This is a genomic window from Microbacterium phosphatis (assembly GCF_049177115.1).
Classification (GTDB): Bacteria; Actinomycetota; Actinomycetes; order Actinomycetales; family Microbacteriaceae; genus Microbacterium; species Microbacterium phosphatis.
On record NZ_CP185370.1, the window covers coordinates 1,162,384 to 1,177,542 of the forward strand.

Below are 15,159 nucleotides of genomic sequence, written 5' to 3' on the forward strand. Positions count from 1 at the left end.
GGCGATCGTGTCGAGGCGCTTCGCGCCTCCGCCGCCCGGCCCGAAACGAGAAAACCCCGCCGAGGCGGGGTTCTCTTCGTATCCGCGGTCTACTCCGCGGCGTCCTCGGACGGGTCCGTGATGCGGCCCGCGCGCATGATCCGGTCCAGCAGCGCGTCGAAGTCGGCGGCCAGCTCCTGGGCGGACTCGCCCGGCCACACGTGCAGCGGCTTGGCCGCGCCCTGGGCCTGCTGCAGCGACGTGCGCTCGGGCAGCTGAGGCTCGAGCACCAGAGGGCCGAACATGTCGCGCAGCTCCTTGATGCGGAACTGGTGCTCCACGGACTGCGGGCGGACGCGGTTCACGACGATGCCCAGCGGCTGCAGACGCGGGGAGAGTCCGCGGCGGATCTCCTCGATCGCGCGCAGGGCGCGGTCGGCGGCGGCGACCGAGAACAGCCCGGGCTCCGTGACGACCATCACGCGGTCGCTCGCGGCCCACGCGGTGCGGGTCAGCGCGTTGAGCGAGGGCGGGCAGTCGATGAGCACGAGGTCGTATTCGGACTCGATCGAGGCCAGAGCCTCCTCGAGCTTCCAGACGTCGGCCACCGTCGGGTGGGGGCCGTCGAAGTTGATGGCGGAGGGGCTGCCCAGCAGGACGTCGATCGTGCCGTCATGCACACGAGTCCAGCCGCTGGAGGTGATCGCCTGACGGACGATCTTCTCCTTCGGGCTCGTGAGCACATCCGAGATGTTGAGGCGTCCGGCGATCTGGACATCGAGACCGGTCGAGACGTCCGCCTGCGGATCGAGATCGACCACGAGCGTGCGCAGCGATCGGGCGAAGGCGGCGGAGGCGAGACCAAGGGTCACGGTCGTCTTGCCGACACCTCCCTTGAGGGAACTGACGCTGAGTACGTGCACAATCCCCAACGTTACAACGCCGTATGCTGAGAACCATGTCGGCGGCCCCGGACCGCCCATGAATTCCCTGCGACAGCGCGTGCTGTCGTCGAGGAGACTCCCGCTCAGACCCGGCAGATCCCCACCGGCCGGGCCCGAACAGAAGGGCGCCCATGTTCTCGAAGATCCTCGTGGCCAACCGAGGCGAGATCGCCATCCGCGCATTCCGTGCCGCATACGAGCTCGGTGCGCGCACCGTCGCCGTGTACCCGCATGAGGACCGCAATTCGCTCCACCGTCTGAAGGCCGACGAGGCATACCGGATCGGCGTCGAGGGACACCCGGTCCGCGCCTACCTGGATGTCGACGAGATCGTCCGCATCGCGGTGGAGTCGGGTGCCGACGCCATCTACCCGGGCTACGGCTTCCTGTCCGAGAACCCGGACCTGGCCGCCAAGGCCGCAGCGGCCGGCATCACGTTCATCGGCCCCTCCTCGACCGTGCTCGAGATGGCCGGCAACAAGGTCACGGCCAAGGAGCACGCCATCAAGGCCGGCGTCCCCGTGCTGCGCTCGACCGAGGCCTCGGACGACATCGACGCGCTCGTCGCGCAGTCGGACGACATCGGCTTCCCCCTCTTCGCGAAGGCCGTCGCCGGCGGCGGCGGTCGCGGCATGCGCCGCGTCGAGACCAAGGACGAGCTCGCCCCCGCGCTGGCCGAGGCCATGCGCGAGGCGGGCAGCGCCTTCGGCGACCCGCGGATGTTCCTCGAGCAGGCGGTGCTGCGTCCCCGTCATATCGAGGTCCAGATCCTCGCCGACAAGACCGGCGCCACGATCCACCTCTTCGAGCGCGACTGCTCCGTTCAGCGCCGTCACCAGAAGGTGATCGAGATCGCCCCCGCGCCGAACCTCGACGACACGATCCGCACCGATCTGCACCGCTACGCCGTCGCCTTCGCCGAGTCGATCGGCTACGAGAACGCCGGCACGGTCGAGTTCCTCCTCGAGACCGCGGGCCCCCGCACCGGCGAGGTCGTCTTCATCGAGATGAACCCCCGCATCCAGGTGGAGCACACCGTGACCGAGGAGGTCACGGACGTCGACCTCGTCCAGTCGCAGATGCGCATCGCCTCGGGCGAGTCGCTCGCCGACCTCGGCCTCACGCAGGACACCGTGAAGCTGCGCGGCGCCGCCCTGCAGTGCCGCATCACCACCGAGGACCCGGCGCAGGGCTTCCGCCCCGACACCGGCAAGATCACCACCTACCGCTCGCCGGGCGGCGCGGGCATCCGCCTCGACGGCGGCACCACCGCGGCGGGCTCGCAGATCAGCCCCCACTTCGACTCGATGCTCGCGAAGCTCAGCGTCCGCGGCCGCGACTTCGGCGCCGCCGTCGCGCGCGCCCGTCGCGCGCTGGCCGAGTTCCGCATCCGCGGCGTCTCCACGAACATCCCCTTCCTCCAGGCCGTCCTCGACGACCCGGCGTTCGTGCAGGGCGACCTGTCGACGTCGTTCATCGACGAGCGCCCCGAGCTGCTCAAGGGCCGCGTGTCGAAGGATCGCGGATCGAAGGTCCTGAACTGGCTGGTCGACGTCACCGTCAACAAGCCCAACGGCGAGAACCCCATCTCGTACTCGCCGTCGATCAAGCTGCCGGCGATCGACCTCGCGGCCCCGGCGCCGGCGGGATCGCGCCAGCGCCTGCAGGAGCTGGGCCCGGCCGGCTTCGCCAAGGCCCTGCGCGAGCAGACGGCCCTCGCGGTCACCGAGACCACGTTCCGCGACGCGCACCAGTCGCTGCTGGCCACCCGCGTGCGCACCCGCGACCTCGTCGCGGTCGCCCCGCACGTCGCGCGCCTCACGCCCGAGCTGCTCTCGGTCGAGGCGTGGGGCGGCGCCACGTACGACGTCGCGCTGCGCTTCCTCGCCGAGGACCCGTGGGAGCGCCTGGACAAGCTGCGCGAGGCCCTGCCGAACGTCGCGATCCAGATGCTGCTGCGCGGGCGCAACACGGTCGGCTACACCCCGTACCCGACCGAGGTGACCGACGCCTTCGTCCGCGAGGCGGCCGCATCCGGCATCGACATCTTCCGCATCTTCGACGCGCTCAACGACGTCTCGCAGATGCGCCCCGCCATCGACGCGGTGCTCGGTACGGGCACCTCGGTGGCCGAGGTGGCGCTGTGCTACACCGGCGACCTGCTGAACCCGGCCGAGGATCTGTACACGCTCGACTACTACCTGCGCCTCGCGGAGCAGATCGTGGACGCCGGTGCGCACATCCTCGCCATCAAGGACATGGCGGGCCTGCTGCGGCCCGCCGCCGCCGGCAAGCTGGTCTCCGCCCTGCGCGAGCGCTTCGACCTGCCGGTCCACGTCCACACGCACGACACCCCCGGCGGTCAGCTGGCCACGCTGCTCGCCGCCAGCGCCGCCGGTGCGGACGCGGTCGACGCGGCCTCCGCGCCGATGGCGGGCACCACCAGCCAGCCGTCGCTGTCAGCCCTCGTCGCCGCCCTCGCGCACACCGAGCGCGACACGGGCATCGATCTGCAGGCCGTCTCCGACCTCGAGCCCTACTGGGAGGCCGTGCGCCACCAGTACAAGCCGTTCGAGTCGGGCCTCGACGGGCCCACCGGTCGCGTCTACAAGCACGAGATCCCCGGCGGTCAGCTGTCGAACCTGCGTCAGCAGGCCATCGCGCTGGGCCTGGCGAACGACTTCGAGCTCATCGAGGACATGTACGCCGCGGCCAACGACATCCTGGGCCGTGTGCCCAAGGTGACGCCGTCGTCGAAGGTCGTGGGAGACCTCGCGCTGCACCTCGCGGCCGTCAAGGCCGATCCCGCCGACTTCGCCGAGAACCCGCACAAGTACGACGTGCCGGACTCGGTCGTGGGCTTCATGGCGGGCGAGCTCGGCGACCTGCCGGGCGGCTGGCCCGAGCCGTTCCGCACCAAGGTGCTCGCCGGCCGCGACATCAAGCCGGGCGTCACGCCGCTCGAGGCGGCCGACCAGGCCGCGCTCGACAGCGACTCCGCCACCCGCCGCTCGACCCTCAACCGCCTGCTCTTCCCGCAGCCGACGCAGGCGTTCGAGTCGGCGCGCGAGACGTACGGCGACCTCTCGGTGCTCGAGACGGCCGACTACCTGTACGGCCTCGAGCAGGGCGGCGAGCACGTCGTCGAGATCGAGCGGGGCGTCAACCTGCTGGTGGGCCTCGAGGCGATCGGCGAGCCGGACGAGAAGGGCTTCCGCTCGGTGATGGCCACCCTCAACGGCCAGCTGCGTCCGGTCTCGGCACGGGACAACAGCATCGCCGTCGAGGTGCTCGCCGCCGAGAAGGCGGACACCTCGAAGCCGGGCCAGGTGGCCGCGCCCTTCTCGGGTGTGGTCACGGTCAAGGTGGCCGTGGGCGATCGGGTCGAGGCCGGCCAGGCCGTGGCGTCGATCGAGGCCATGAAGATGGAGGCCGCGATCACGACGGCGCACGCCGGTGTGGTGGAGCGTCTCGCGATCGCCGCAACTCAGCAGGTGGATGCCGGCGACCTTCTGGTCGTCGTCAGCACCGGACAGTAACCTTGGGGAGCCCGCACCCGCCTCGCAGGATCGGGGCGGTGCGGGCTCGTCCATGTGCAATACGCACCTCGATGGAGTGAAGCCGCAGTGGTGAAGAAGATCACGACCGAATCCGATGCCCAGGCCGGGGAGGCCGACGACCACGGCGTCCTCGCCGAGGCCGGCCTCGACACGACCGCCATCGGCATCCTGTCGCCGCACACCTCGCAGGTGCGCGTTGTGATGCCGCAGGGGTTCGAGGAGCCCGACGACGAGGTCATCGACGACGAGCTCGACCCGGGCGACATCCGCAACGGCGAGATCGTCATCGAGCTGTCCGACCGGGACTTCCCGGCCGGCGCCGAGGACGGATCCGACGACGCCACCGACGACGGAGCCGCCGAGCCCGACGCCGCCGAGGACCGCGCCCTGACGGGCGAGATCGACGACGACGTGGTCGACGCGGTGCGCGAGCACGCGGCAGCGCACACCGACCCGGAGCCCTCCGACGACGTCATCGACGTCGTGGTGGTGCAGGACGCCGCCCCCGCCGCGGTGGGCGACGACGACGCAGCCCTCGAGGACGACGTGGACGCCGAGGACGATGCGCCCGTCGCCGACACGCACGAGGACGACGCGCACGAGGACGAGGCGCACGAGGACGAGGACGAGCAGGCCGAAGCCGCGCCCGTCGCCGACGCGCCTCACGTCGACGGCTGGCGGGCCGCGGCGGCAGAGCTCGCCCGCGAGCACGCCTCCGTCGAGACGGTGCGCGACGACGAGCCGGAGCCCGACTCGGAGCCGGAGATCGAGCCCGAGCCCGAGCCGGAGACGGAATCCGAGCCCGAGCGGGAGATCGAGCCCGAGACGGAATCCGAGCCGGAGGACGCCGCGCACGTCGAGCCCGACCACACCTCGCACGGCGAGGCGGGCGACCGGCCCGAGGCGACCGGCATCGAGAAGAGCAAGTCCTACGCCCGCATCTGGGCCGAGGAGTCCGCGGCCCACCGCGCGGCATCGACCGAGATCGACACGCCGACCCAGACGAACGGAGCCATCACGATGACCGCGCGACGCCTCGAGGACCTCGGCAAGAACGCGGAGCGCGAATCCAGCGATCTGCTCACCGCCGACCGAGTGCTCAACCCCAACCGTGTCGCCAAGGCTGCCCCCGAGGGTGCCTGGAGCGAGTTCGTCTACGGCCTCACCGGCGGGCGGCTCAACCTCGGCGACAGCCGCAAGGTCCGCGCGCGCAAGGCCATCGAGGCCCGCGTCGCGGCGCCGCTGTCCGGCGAGACCCGCTTCGTGCCGATCCTCAGCCGCAAGGGCGGGGTCGGCAAGACCACCGTGACCACGCTCCTCGGCATGGCGCTCGCCGACGGCCGCGACGACCGTGTGATCGCGATCGATGCGAACCCGGATCGCGGCACCCTGGCCGACCGCATCGGCAAGCGCACCGACAAGACCGTCCGCGATCTCGTCCACAAGGCCCGCGACATCCGCGGCTTCAACGACATCTCCCGCTACGTCGCGCGCGACGAGACCCGCCTGGACGTGCTCGCGTCGGATCCGGATCCGCGCATCGCCGAGGCCTTCGGCGAGGACGACTACCGCACCGTCGCCGACGTCGCCGAGCACTTCTACTCGCTGGTGCTGACCGACACGGGCACGGGCATCATCCACTCGGTGATGGGCGCGACGCTGTCGCACGCCGACCAGCTGATCATCGTGACGGGGCTCAACCTCGACGAGGTGCGCCTCGCGTCCGAGACGCTCACCTGGCTCGAGTCGAACGGCTACGACGACCTCGCCCGCCAGGCCATCGTGGTGCTCAACCAGCAGTCCGAGGCGACCCCGATGGTGCGCCTCAACGAGCTCGAGGTGCACTTCGGCAGCCGGGTGCGCTCGGTTGTGCACCTGCCGTACGACCGCGCGCTGGCCACGGGCGCCGCGATCGTCTACCGCGACCTGCAGCCCGCCACGCGCGACGCCGCGCGCGACCTCGCCGCTCGCGTCGTCGACGGCCTTCGTCAGGACCGCACCGCGTGACCGCCCGCGAGATCCGCCTCTACGGCGATCCCGTCCTGCGCACGCCCTGCACCGAGATCGAGACCATCGACGAGGGCATCCGCGCCCTGGTGCAGGATCTGCTCGACTCGGTGGCGCTGCCCGGGCGCGCCGGGGTCGCCGCCCCGCAGATCGGCGTGGGCCTTCGGGCGTTCAGCTACAACGTCGACGGCGAGATCGGCTACATCCTCAATCCGCGCATCGTCGAGGTGCGCGGCGAGCCGCAGCCGACGGGGGAGGGCTGCCTGTCGGTGCCGAACCTCTGGCACGACGCGCAGCGCCATCCCTACGCGCGGGCCGAGGGCATCGACCTCGACGGCGAGCCCGTGGTGCTGGAGGGCGAGGGCCTGATGGCCCAGATGCTGCAGCACGAGACCGATCACCTCGACGGCGTCGTCTACCTGCAGCGCCTCTCGAAGGAGGAGCGGGCGAAGGCCATGAAGGCGGTCCGCGAGAGCGACTGGTTCTGACCCAGATGAGCGAGGCCCGATCCGGATGATCCGGATCGGGCCTCGTCGCGTCGGGCGTCAGCCCGCGACGGACAGGTTGCTGGTGGCCTCACCGCCCGCGGCGTAGATGTCCTCGACCTCGTGGGCGAAGTCCTGCAGGATCACGTTGCGCTTGATGGACATCTTCGGCGTGAGGTGGCCGCTCGCCTCGGTCCACTCGGTGCCGAGGATGGTGAACTTGCGGATCGACTCCGCGCGCGACACCCTCGTGTTCGCCGCGTCGATGGCGCGCTGCACCTCGGCACGGACCGTGGGGTTCTTCGCGGCCTGCTCGAGCGTGAGCTCGGATCCCTCGCCGTGGGTGGCGAGCCAGGCCGGCAGCATCTCGGGGTCGAGCGTGATGAGAGCCGAGATGAACGGCTTCTGGTCGCCGACGACCACGACCTGGCCGACGATCGGGTTCGCGCGGATCGGGTCCTCGAGCGCGGCGGGTGCGACGTTCTTCCCGCCGGCCGTGACGATGATCTCCTTCTTGCGTCCGGTGATCGTGAGGTAGCCGCTCTCGTCGAACGAGCCGATGTCGCCCGTGTGGAACCACTCGCCGTCGAACGCCTCCTCGGTGGCCTTCTCGTTCTTCCAGTACTCGCGGAAGACGTTGACGCCCTTGACCTGGACCTCGCCGTCATCGGCGATCCGGATGCCGACGCCCGGCAGAGCCGGCCCGACGGTGCCGACCTTGAACAGACCGGGCAGGTTGACCGACGCGGGTGCGGTGGTCTCGGTGAGGCCGTAGCCCTCGAGGATCGTGATGCCCAGGCTGTGGAAGAAGTGGCCGAGGCGCGGGCCCAGGGGAGCGGAGCCGGAGACCGCGTAGGTGACCCGGCCGCCCATAAGCGCCCGCAGTTTCGAGTAAACGAGCTTGTCGAAGACCTTGAACTTCAGGCCGAGCAGGAAGCCGATCTTCTCGCCGTCCTGCAGGCGACGCGAGTGCTCGATCGCGGTGGCCGCGGCGGCGCGGAAGATCTTGCCCTTGCCCTCCGCCTCGGTCTTCTGCTGCGCCGAGTTGTAGACCTTCTCGAACACGCGGGGGACCGCCAGCAGCAGCGTCGGCTTGAACGAGCCGAGCGTCTTGACGAGGTTCTTCGTGTTGGGCTCGTGGCCCGTGCGCACACCGGCGTGGATGTACAGCACCGACATGAAGCGCGCGAACACGTGCGCCGTGGTAATGAACAGCACGGTCGAGGCGCCCGGCTGGTGGACGATCTCGGTGAGCGCGATGGCCGCGTTGCGCGACGTCTCGACGAAGTTGGCGTGGGTGAGCACGCAGCCCTTCGGGCGGCCGGTCGATCCGGAGGTGTAGATGATCGTCGCGATGTCGTCGGCCTTGGCGAGCGTGCGGCGGCGCTCGATCTCGACGTCCTCGACGGCGGCGCCGTCGGCGCTGAGCTGGGCGATGACGCCCTGGTCCATGCGCCACACGTCGTGGATGAGCGGCAGGTCGCCGGCGACCTCCTGGTACGACGCGAAGTGCTCGGCGGTCTCGACGATGAGGCCCACCGCTCCCGAGTCGGACAGGATCCACTGGATCTGCGCCGGCGCGCTGGTCTCGTAGACCGGCACCATGATCGCGCCGGCGTAGTGCAGGGCGAAGTCGACGAGCGTCCACTCGTAGGTGGTCTTCGCGAGGAAGCCGATCTTGTCGCCCGGCTGCACGCCCGCGTGGGCGAAGCCCTTGGCGAGGGCGATGACCTGATGCTCGAACGCGGAGGCGGTGATGTCGCGCCAGCCGTCTCCTTCGGGAACGGCGAAGAGGACCCGCTCGGGGGTCTCACGAACGCGATCCGCAAGCAGCCCGCCGATGTTCATATCGGGATCGGCGGGGACGAGCGGGGGTGTCGAGAATTCGATCACGGCAACTCCTTTGGTACCGGGACTGGGTGGCTGCCCCGTCGGATCGATCCTAGTCTCCCCATAGACTTGCCCCCGTGTTCTACTGGCTGATGAAGTACATCGTGGTCGGGCCGGTCGCCAAGGCGATCTTCCGACCGTGGATCATCGGCGCCGAGAACATCCCTCAGACGGGCGCCGCGATCCTCGCGAGCAACCACCTGTCCGTCGCGGACTCCATCTTCCTGCCGCTGATGATCGAGCGGCAGATGTCGTTCCTCGCCAAGGCCGAGTACTTCACCGGCAAGGGGATCAAGGGCTGGGCCACCAAGTGGTTCATGAGGGGAACCGGGCAGATCCCGATCGACCGCTCCGGCGGATCGGCCTCGGAGGCCGCGCTCAACACCGCCCTGCAGGTGCTGGGGCGCGACGCGCTGCTCGGCATCTACCCCGAGGGCACCCGCAGCCCCGACGGCATCCTCTACCGGGGGCGCACGGGAATCGCGCGCATGGCGCTGGAGGCGAAGGTCCCCGTGGTGCCGGTCGTGATGGTCGACACCGACACGATGATGCCGATCGGGACGAACATCCCGCGCGTGGTGCGGATCGGCATCGTGATCGGCGAGCCCCTCGACTTCTCGCGCTACGCCGGCATGGAGAACGACAGGTACATCCTGCGCTCCGTGACCGACGAGATCATGATCGCGCTGCAGCAGCTGGGGCAGCAGCGGTACAGCGACGTGTACGCGTCGTCGAAGCGCGGAAGGCCCGCCGCCTCCGATGTCGTCGAGCCGCCGTTCGTCGACGCGAGCGCCTCACTGCCGCGCACCGACTCCGCGCCGACCGCCGCGAGCTGACGGCGCGGGCCGCGGTCTCGGGGACCTCGCGCGCGCCACTAGAATTCATCCATGACGCAAACGGCTCTTCCTGATCCGAGCGCCCTCGATGCATGGCGCTCCCTCCCGATCAAGCAGCAGCCGGAGTGGCCGGACTATGCCGAGGTCGAGCGCGTCTCGGCCGAGCTCTCCCAGCTTCCGCCTCTCGTCTTCGCGGGCGAGGTCGACAGCCTGAAGAGCCGCCTCGGCGAGGCGGCATCGGGCCGGGCGTTCCTGCTGCAGGGCGGCGACTGCGCCGAGACCTTCGCCGGCGCGACGGCCGACAAGATCCGCAACCGCGTCAAGACGCTGCTGCAGATGGCCGTGGTCCTCACCTACGGCGCCTCGATGCCCGTCATCAAGATGGGGCGCATGGCGGGCCAGTTCGCCAAGCCGCGCTCGAACGACAACGAGACGCGCGGCGACGTGACGCTGCCGGCGTACCGAGGCGACATCGCCAACGGCTTCGACTTCACCGAGGCATCGCGCACGCCCAACCCGCAGCGCCTGCTGCAGGCGTACCACACGGCCGCCTCGACGCTGAACCTGATCCGCGCCTTCACGCAGGGAGGCTTCGCCGACCTCCGCGAGGTGCACTCGTGGAACAAGGGTTTCGCGCAGAACCCGGCGAACCAGCAGTACGAGCGCCTCGCGGCCGAGATCGACCGCGCCATCAAGTTCATGGAGGCGGCCGGCGCCGACTTCGACGAGCTCAAGCGGGTCGAGTTCTACACGGGCCACGAGGGCCTGCTGATGGACTACGAGCGCCCGATGACGCGCATCGACTCGCGCACGAACCTGCCGTACAACACGTCGGCCCACTTCGTGTGGGTGGGCGAGCGCACGCGTGAACTCGACGGCGCGCACGTCGACTACTTCTCGAAGATCCGCAACCCCATCGGCGTCAAGCTCGGCCCGAGCACCACGCCCGAGACGGTGCTGCAGCTCATCGACAAGCTCGACCCCGAGCGCGAGCCGGGTCGCCTGACGTTCATCACGCGCATGGGCGCCGGCAAGATCCGCGACGCGCTGCCGCCGCTGCTCGAGACCGTGAAGGACTCGGGCGCCCTGCCCCTGTGGGTCACCGACCCCATGCACGGCAACGGCATCACCACGCCCAACGGCTACAAGACCCGTCGCTTCGACGACGTGGTCGACGAGGTGCGCGGCTTCTTCGAGGCCCACCGCGCGGTCGGCACCTTCCCGGGCGGCATCCACGTCGAGCTCACCGGCGACGACGTCACCGAGTGCCTGGGCGGTTCGGAGCAGATCGACGAGGCCACCCTCGCGACCCGCTACGAGTCGCTGTGCGACCCGCGGCTGAACCACATGCAGTCTCTCGAGCTGGCCTTCCTCGTCGCCGAGGAGCTCGAGAAGCGCTGACGCGCCGACCTCACGAGAAGGGCGCCTGCATCACGCAGGCGCCCTTCGTCGTTCCCGCGCACCGTCCTCTCGGAACGGGCCGCACGGGCCGCGCGATGCGGCAGCGAGAAGAGGGTCAGCCCTGGCTGATGATCTTCACGGTGTCGCCGCGGTACACCGTGGTGCCGGGGGCGGGGTCCAGGCTCGCGACGGTGAAGAAGTCCCACAGGATGTCGGGAAGCGGCGTCGAGGGCGTGAGGCCCGCGTCGGTGAGCACACCGACCATCTGGCGCACCGTGGCGCCCTCGGGGATCCCGGGGACCTCGATCGGCTGACGCCCGAGCGACCGGACGATCGTGATCGCGTCACCGGGCCGCCAGTTGCCTGCCTCGGCACGCGGCTCGACCCGGATCACCGTGTCGGCGGGCACCCGCTCGCTGTACTCGTCCGCGACGGTCGGTGCGAGCCGCGCGTCCGTGAGGATCTGCTGCGCCTCGCCGATGCCCTTGCCGGTCACATCGGGCAGCGGGCCGAGCGACCGCACGATCGTGATGGCGTCGCCGGGGCGCCAGTTGCCCTCTTCGGCGCGCGGTTCGACGCGGATGATGGTGTCGGCCGCCGCATCGGGGGTGTACTCCTCGGCGACCGTGACGGTGAGGTCGACGCCTCCGAGGGTGGACTGCGCCTCGCCGGCCGGCTTGCCCACGACGTCGGGCAGAGGCCCCAGCGAGACGATGAAATCGGCGACATCGCCCTCGTGGACGGTGCACCCCTGGAAGCACTCGACGCGGTCCTCGGTGCCGCGCGGCAGGATGTCCAGGCCGATGACCTGATCCGCCGGCGCGTCGGCGAACAGCAGGAGGTTGTCCGCGTCGTCGTAAGTGATCGAGAACTCGTCGAGCGCGCGCTGCGCGTCGGCGAGAGCCATGCCCTCGAACGAGGTCAGCACGGCCTCGGCGGCGCCGGTGGAGACGACGACCTGCACCTCCGAGCCCTTGTCCGCGGGCGAGCCGACCTCGGGATCGGTCCTGATCACCTGGCCGATCGGCACCGTCGGGCTGTCGTCCTCGGCCTTGATCCCGGTGAGCTCGTGCTCCTGCAGAAGGGCGGCGGCCTCGTCGAACGTCCGATTGGTGACGTCCGGCACGGTCACCCGGGATCCGGGGCCCGCGCCGAACCACCAGCCGGCGAACCCCGCGGCCGTCGCGAGCAGCAGGACGAGCGCGAGCAGCAGGCCGCCTCGGCGGCGGCGCTGCGCGGCGCGGTGACGCAGACGGGCGGCATTGTCGACGTCGGCGGCCGCTGCGGGCTCGCCCACCTCGCCCGTGATCTCGGCCGTGGTCGGCAGCAGGCCAGGGAGGATCTTGGTCGCGCCCGAGGTCGCGCCGGTGTCGGCGGAGAGGATCCTCGTGTCGAAGGCGGGGGAGGAGCGGGTCGTCACGGGGGCGATGCCGAGCTCGCGCTCGATCTCGCGGAGGCGCTCGAGCATCTGTCCCGCATCGGACGGACGCTCGTCCGGCTCCTTCTCGGTCGCCCACAGCACGAGCTCGTCGAGCTGCTCGGGCACACCGGGGTTCTTCGTGCTCGGCCGCGGCACCGACTCGGTGGCGTGCTGGAAGGCGATCTGCATCGGCTGCTCGCCCTTGTAGGGCTGTTCGCCGGCGAGCATCTCGTAGAGGAGGATTCCCAGGGCGTAGATGTCGCTGCGGGCGTCGGCGGTGCCACGCGTGACGAGTTCGGGCGCGAGGTACGCGATGGTGCCCAGCAGCTGCTGTCCGGTCGCGGTGTTCGCCGACGAGGCGCGCGCGAGGCCGAAGTCGCCGATCTTGATCCGGCCGTCCTCGGCCAGCAGCACGTTCTCGGGCTTCACATCGCGGTGGATCAGGCCCGAGCGGTGCGCGGCCGCGAGCCCCGACAGCACGGCGTCCATGATGGTGATCGTCTGGCTGACCGTGAGGCGGCGCTGCTCCTTCAGGAGCTCGCGCAGGGTGATCCCGGGCAGATACTCCATCACGAGGTAGGCCAGCTCGCCGTCCTGGCCCTGGTCGAAGACGTTGACGACATGCGGATCGGCCAGGCGCGCCGCCGAGCGGGCCTCCTGGATGAACCGGCTCTGGAAGACGCTGTCGTCGCTCAGATGCCCGTGCATGACCTTGAGCGCGACGCGGCGCTCGAGGCGCAGATCGGTCGCGACGTACACCGTCGCCATCCCGCCGCGGGCGATCCGGGCGCGCACGCGGTAGCGGCCGTCGACAAGTCGCCCGATGAGGGGATCGACCTGCTGACTTGTGCTCACGGTGGGAAGTCTACTTTCGGGGCCCCGGAGAGCCTGGGAACGGCTCACCCCGGGGGCGCGCCCCGGGGTGAGCCGTGATCAGGATGTGATCAGCCGAGCTGGGCGAGCCAGCCGTAGGCGGCGGTCTCCCACTGGCCGTAGCGGTTCGGGAAGGCCGAGACCTGCACGGCCTGCGCGGCCTGCGTGAAGGTCAGCTTCTCCCAGCCCGTGATGTCGTAGAGGCCCCGGGTGGCGTGGCCGTTGGGGTCGTTCGGGCCGCCGAAGAACACACGGGTCGAGCGGTAGCGGTCGCGGATCTGCTCGGCGGTGCCCCAGCCGGCGCTCGGGCGCTGCTGGAACATGCCCAGCGAGTCGCGGTCGCCGTGGTTGAGGTTGCGGATGCCCGACTCGACCATGGCGGTCGCGAGGGCGATGGCGATCGCGCGGTCGGACGCGCCGATCTCGCGGCCCACGCTGATGATGATCTTCGCGTTCTCGACCTGCTGGGCATCCAGCACGGCGGAGCGCTGGATGCTCGGGTCCTCCTGCGCGGGGACCGCGGCGGGAGTGGCGGCCGGAGCGGCCGCGGTGAGCGCGAGCTTCTGGCCGGGGTAGATGATCGCGCCGTTCGAGAGGCCGTTGGCCTTCAGCAGGGCGGCGACCGTGATGCCGGCCTTCTGCGCGATGGCCCACAGGGTGTCGCCGGGCTTGACCTCGTGGGTCTTGCCGCCCACGGCCTTCGTCGGAGCCGCGGCCGGGGCCGGGGCGACCACGGCGACGACGGGCTTCGGCGCGGCGGGGGCTGCCGGCGCGGCGGCGGGGGCGGGGCCGGTCACCTTCAGCTTCTGGCCGGGGAAGATCGTGGCCACGGCGTTGAGCCCGTTGGCGCTGATGATGGTCGCGATGCTCACGCCGTGCTTCTGGGCGATGCCCCAGACGGTGTCGCCGGCCTTCACGGTGTACGTGCCGGCGGAGACGGCGGCGGGCTTCGCGACGGCGGCGGGCGCCGGGGCGGGTGCGGCGACGGCGGCGGGCTTCGCGGCCGGCGCGGCGGCGGATCCGGCCACCTTCAGCACCTGGCCGGGGTAGATGACCGCGGAGGCGCTGAGGCCGTTGGCGCTCAGGACCGCTGCGACGGTGGTGTTGTGGCGGTTCGCGATGCCCCAGACGGTGTCGCCGGCCTTCACGGTGTAGGCCGCGCTCGAGGCGGCGGCCGGCTTCGGCGCGGCCGCGGGTGCCGCGGCGGGGGCGGCGACGGCGGCAGTGCCCGGGCTGAGGCGCAGCACCTGGCCGGGGTAGATGGTGCTCGACCAGCTCAGCCGGTTCCACGTGAGGACGTCGATGGTGCGCAGACCCGAGCGGATGGCGATGCGGGTGACGGTGTCACCGGGCTGCACGACATGAGTCGTCGGGACGGCGGCGGCGCGGACGGCGGCCGTGACGCGCGAGGTCGGCGCGGTCTTGTGCGCGCTCGCGCCGAAGGCCTCGGTCTGACCCTCTCGGAGGTTCTCCTTCACCTCGGCCGCCGCGGCGGGGCTCGCGCCCATCGACAGGGCGAGAGAACCGGCGATCGCGACGGGCACGGTGGTGAACAGAGCACGGACGGGCTGGCTCTGGCTGGCGTGGCTGGCGCGTGCAGGATTACGACGGTGCACGGTGACTCCCTTGGATGGCCTTCCGCGCTCTGGGGGGCGCAGAAGATTCGGCTCAGGAAACCGTGTCACGGAACGGTAAAGGTGTCAACCAGTGCTAACGGGAGTGGCGCCCGTGAAGAGAGGTGCTCAATGTGGCTCGTGTGACTGA

At 70.6% G+C, this 15,159-nt stretch carries 9 protein-coding genes; 5 read left to right on the forward strand and 4 right to left on the reverse strand.

Annotation, left to right across the window (positions count from 1 at the left end):
* Positions 1-89: 89 nt before the first annotated feature.
* Positions 90-902 (reverse strand): ParA family protein, encoded by an 813-nt coding sequence (locus tag ACOKGD_RS05480; RefSeq protein WP_342335253.1) that lies wholly within the window; start codon positions 900-902, stop codon positions 90-92.
* Between the two features lie 152 nt (positions 903-1,054).
* Between ACOKGD_RS05480 and ACOKGD_RS05485 the strand changes: the two genes are divergently transcribed.
* The 3 genes from ACOKGD_RS05485 to def all read left to right on the forward strand — a co-directional run bounded on the left by ACOKGD_RS05485 (position 1,055) and on the right by def (position 6,978).
* A complete protein-coding gene (locus ACOKGD_RS05485) occupies positions 1,055-4,462 on the forward strand; it encodes a pyruvate carboxylase (protein WP_342335250.1) in 3,408 nt (1,135 codons plus the stop codon).
* A 90-nt stretch (positions 4,463-4,552) separates the two neighbouring features.
* A complete protein-coding gene (locus tag ACOKGD_RS05490; protein WP_342335248.1) occupies positions 4,553-6,490 on the forward strand; it encodes a MinD/ParA family ATP-binding protein in 1,938 nt (645 codons plus the stop codon).
* The gene (gene def, locus ACOKGD_RS05495) at positions 6,487-6,978 is read left to right on the forward strand and encodes a peptide deformylase (RefSeq protein ID WP_342335246.1); all 492 of its coding nucleotides are present in this window, start codon (positions 6,487-6,489) and stop codon (positions 6,976-6,978) included. The genes ACOKGD_RS05490 and def overlap by 4 nt, the downstream gene beginning before the upstream one ends.
* Before the next feature lie 57 nt (positions 6,979-7,035).
* On the opposite strand, the gene ACOKGD_RS05500 is transcribed toward def, so the two are convergent.
* On the reverse strand, positions 7,036-8,823 hold the full coding sequence (locus tag ACOKGD_RS05500) for an AMP-dependent synthetase/ligase (protein ID WP_421355112.1): 1,788 nt from the start codon (positions 8,821-8,823) through the stop codon (positions 7,036-7,038).
* Positions 8,824-8,942: 119 nt separating this feature from the next.
* Between ACOKGD_RS05500 and ACOKGD_RS05505 the strand changes: the two genes are divergently transcribed.
* Both ACOKGD_RS05505 and ACOKGD_RS05510 read left to right on the forward strand, forming a co-directional pair.
* Positions 8,943-9,701, forward strand: a complete 759-nt coding sequence (locus ACOKGD_RS05505; protein ID WP_342335242.1) for a lysophospholipid acyltransferase family protein — start codon at positions 8,943-8,945, stop codon at positions 9,699-9,701.
* A 51-nt stretch (positions 9,702-9,752) separates the two neighbouring features.
* The gene (locus ACOKGD_RS05510; protein ID WP_342335240.1) at positions 9,753-11,102 is read left to right on the forward strand and encodes a class II 3-deoxy-7-phosphoheptulonate synthase; all 1,350 of its coding nucleotides are present in this window, start codon (positions 9,753-9,755) and stop codon (positions 11,100-11,102) included.
* A gap of 115 nt (positions 11,103-11,217) precedes the next feature.
* On the opposite strand, the gene pknB is transcribed toward ACOKGD_RS05510, so the two are convergent.
* The gene (pknB, locus tag ACOKGD_RS05515) at positions 11,218-13,377 is read right to left on the reverse strand and encodes a Stk1 family PASTA domain-containing Ser/Thr kinase (protein WP_342335238.1); all 2,160 of its coding nucleotides are present in this window, start codon (positions 13,375-13,377) and stop codon (positions 11,218-11,220) included.
* Between the two features lie 89 nt (positions 13,378-13,466).
* Positions 13,467-15,011: a muramidase family protein gene (locus ACOKGD_RS05520; protein ID WP_342335235.1), complete on the reverse strand. Its 1,545-nt coding sequence runs from the start codon at positions 15,009-15,011 to the stop codon at positions 13,467-13,469.
* Positions 15,012-15,159 lie beyond the last annotated feature (148 nt).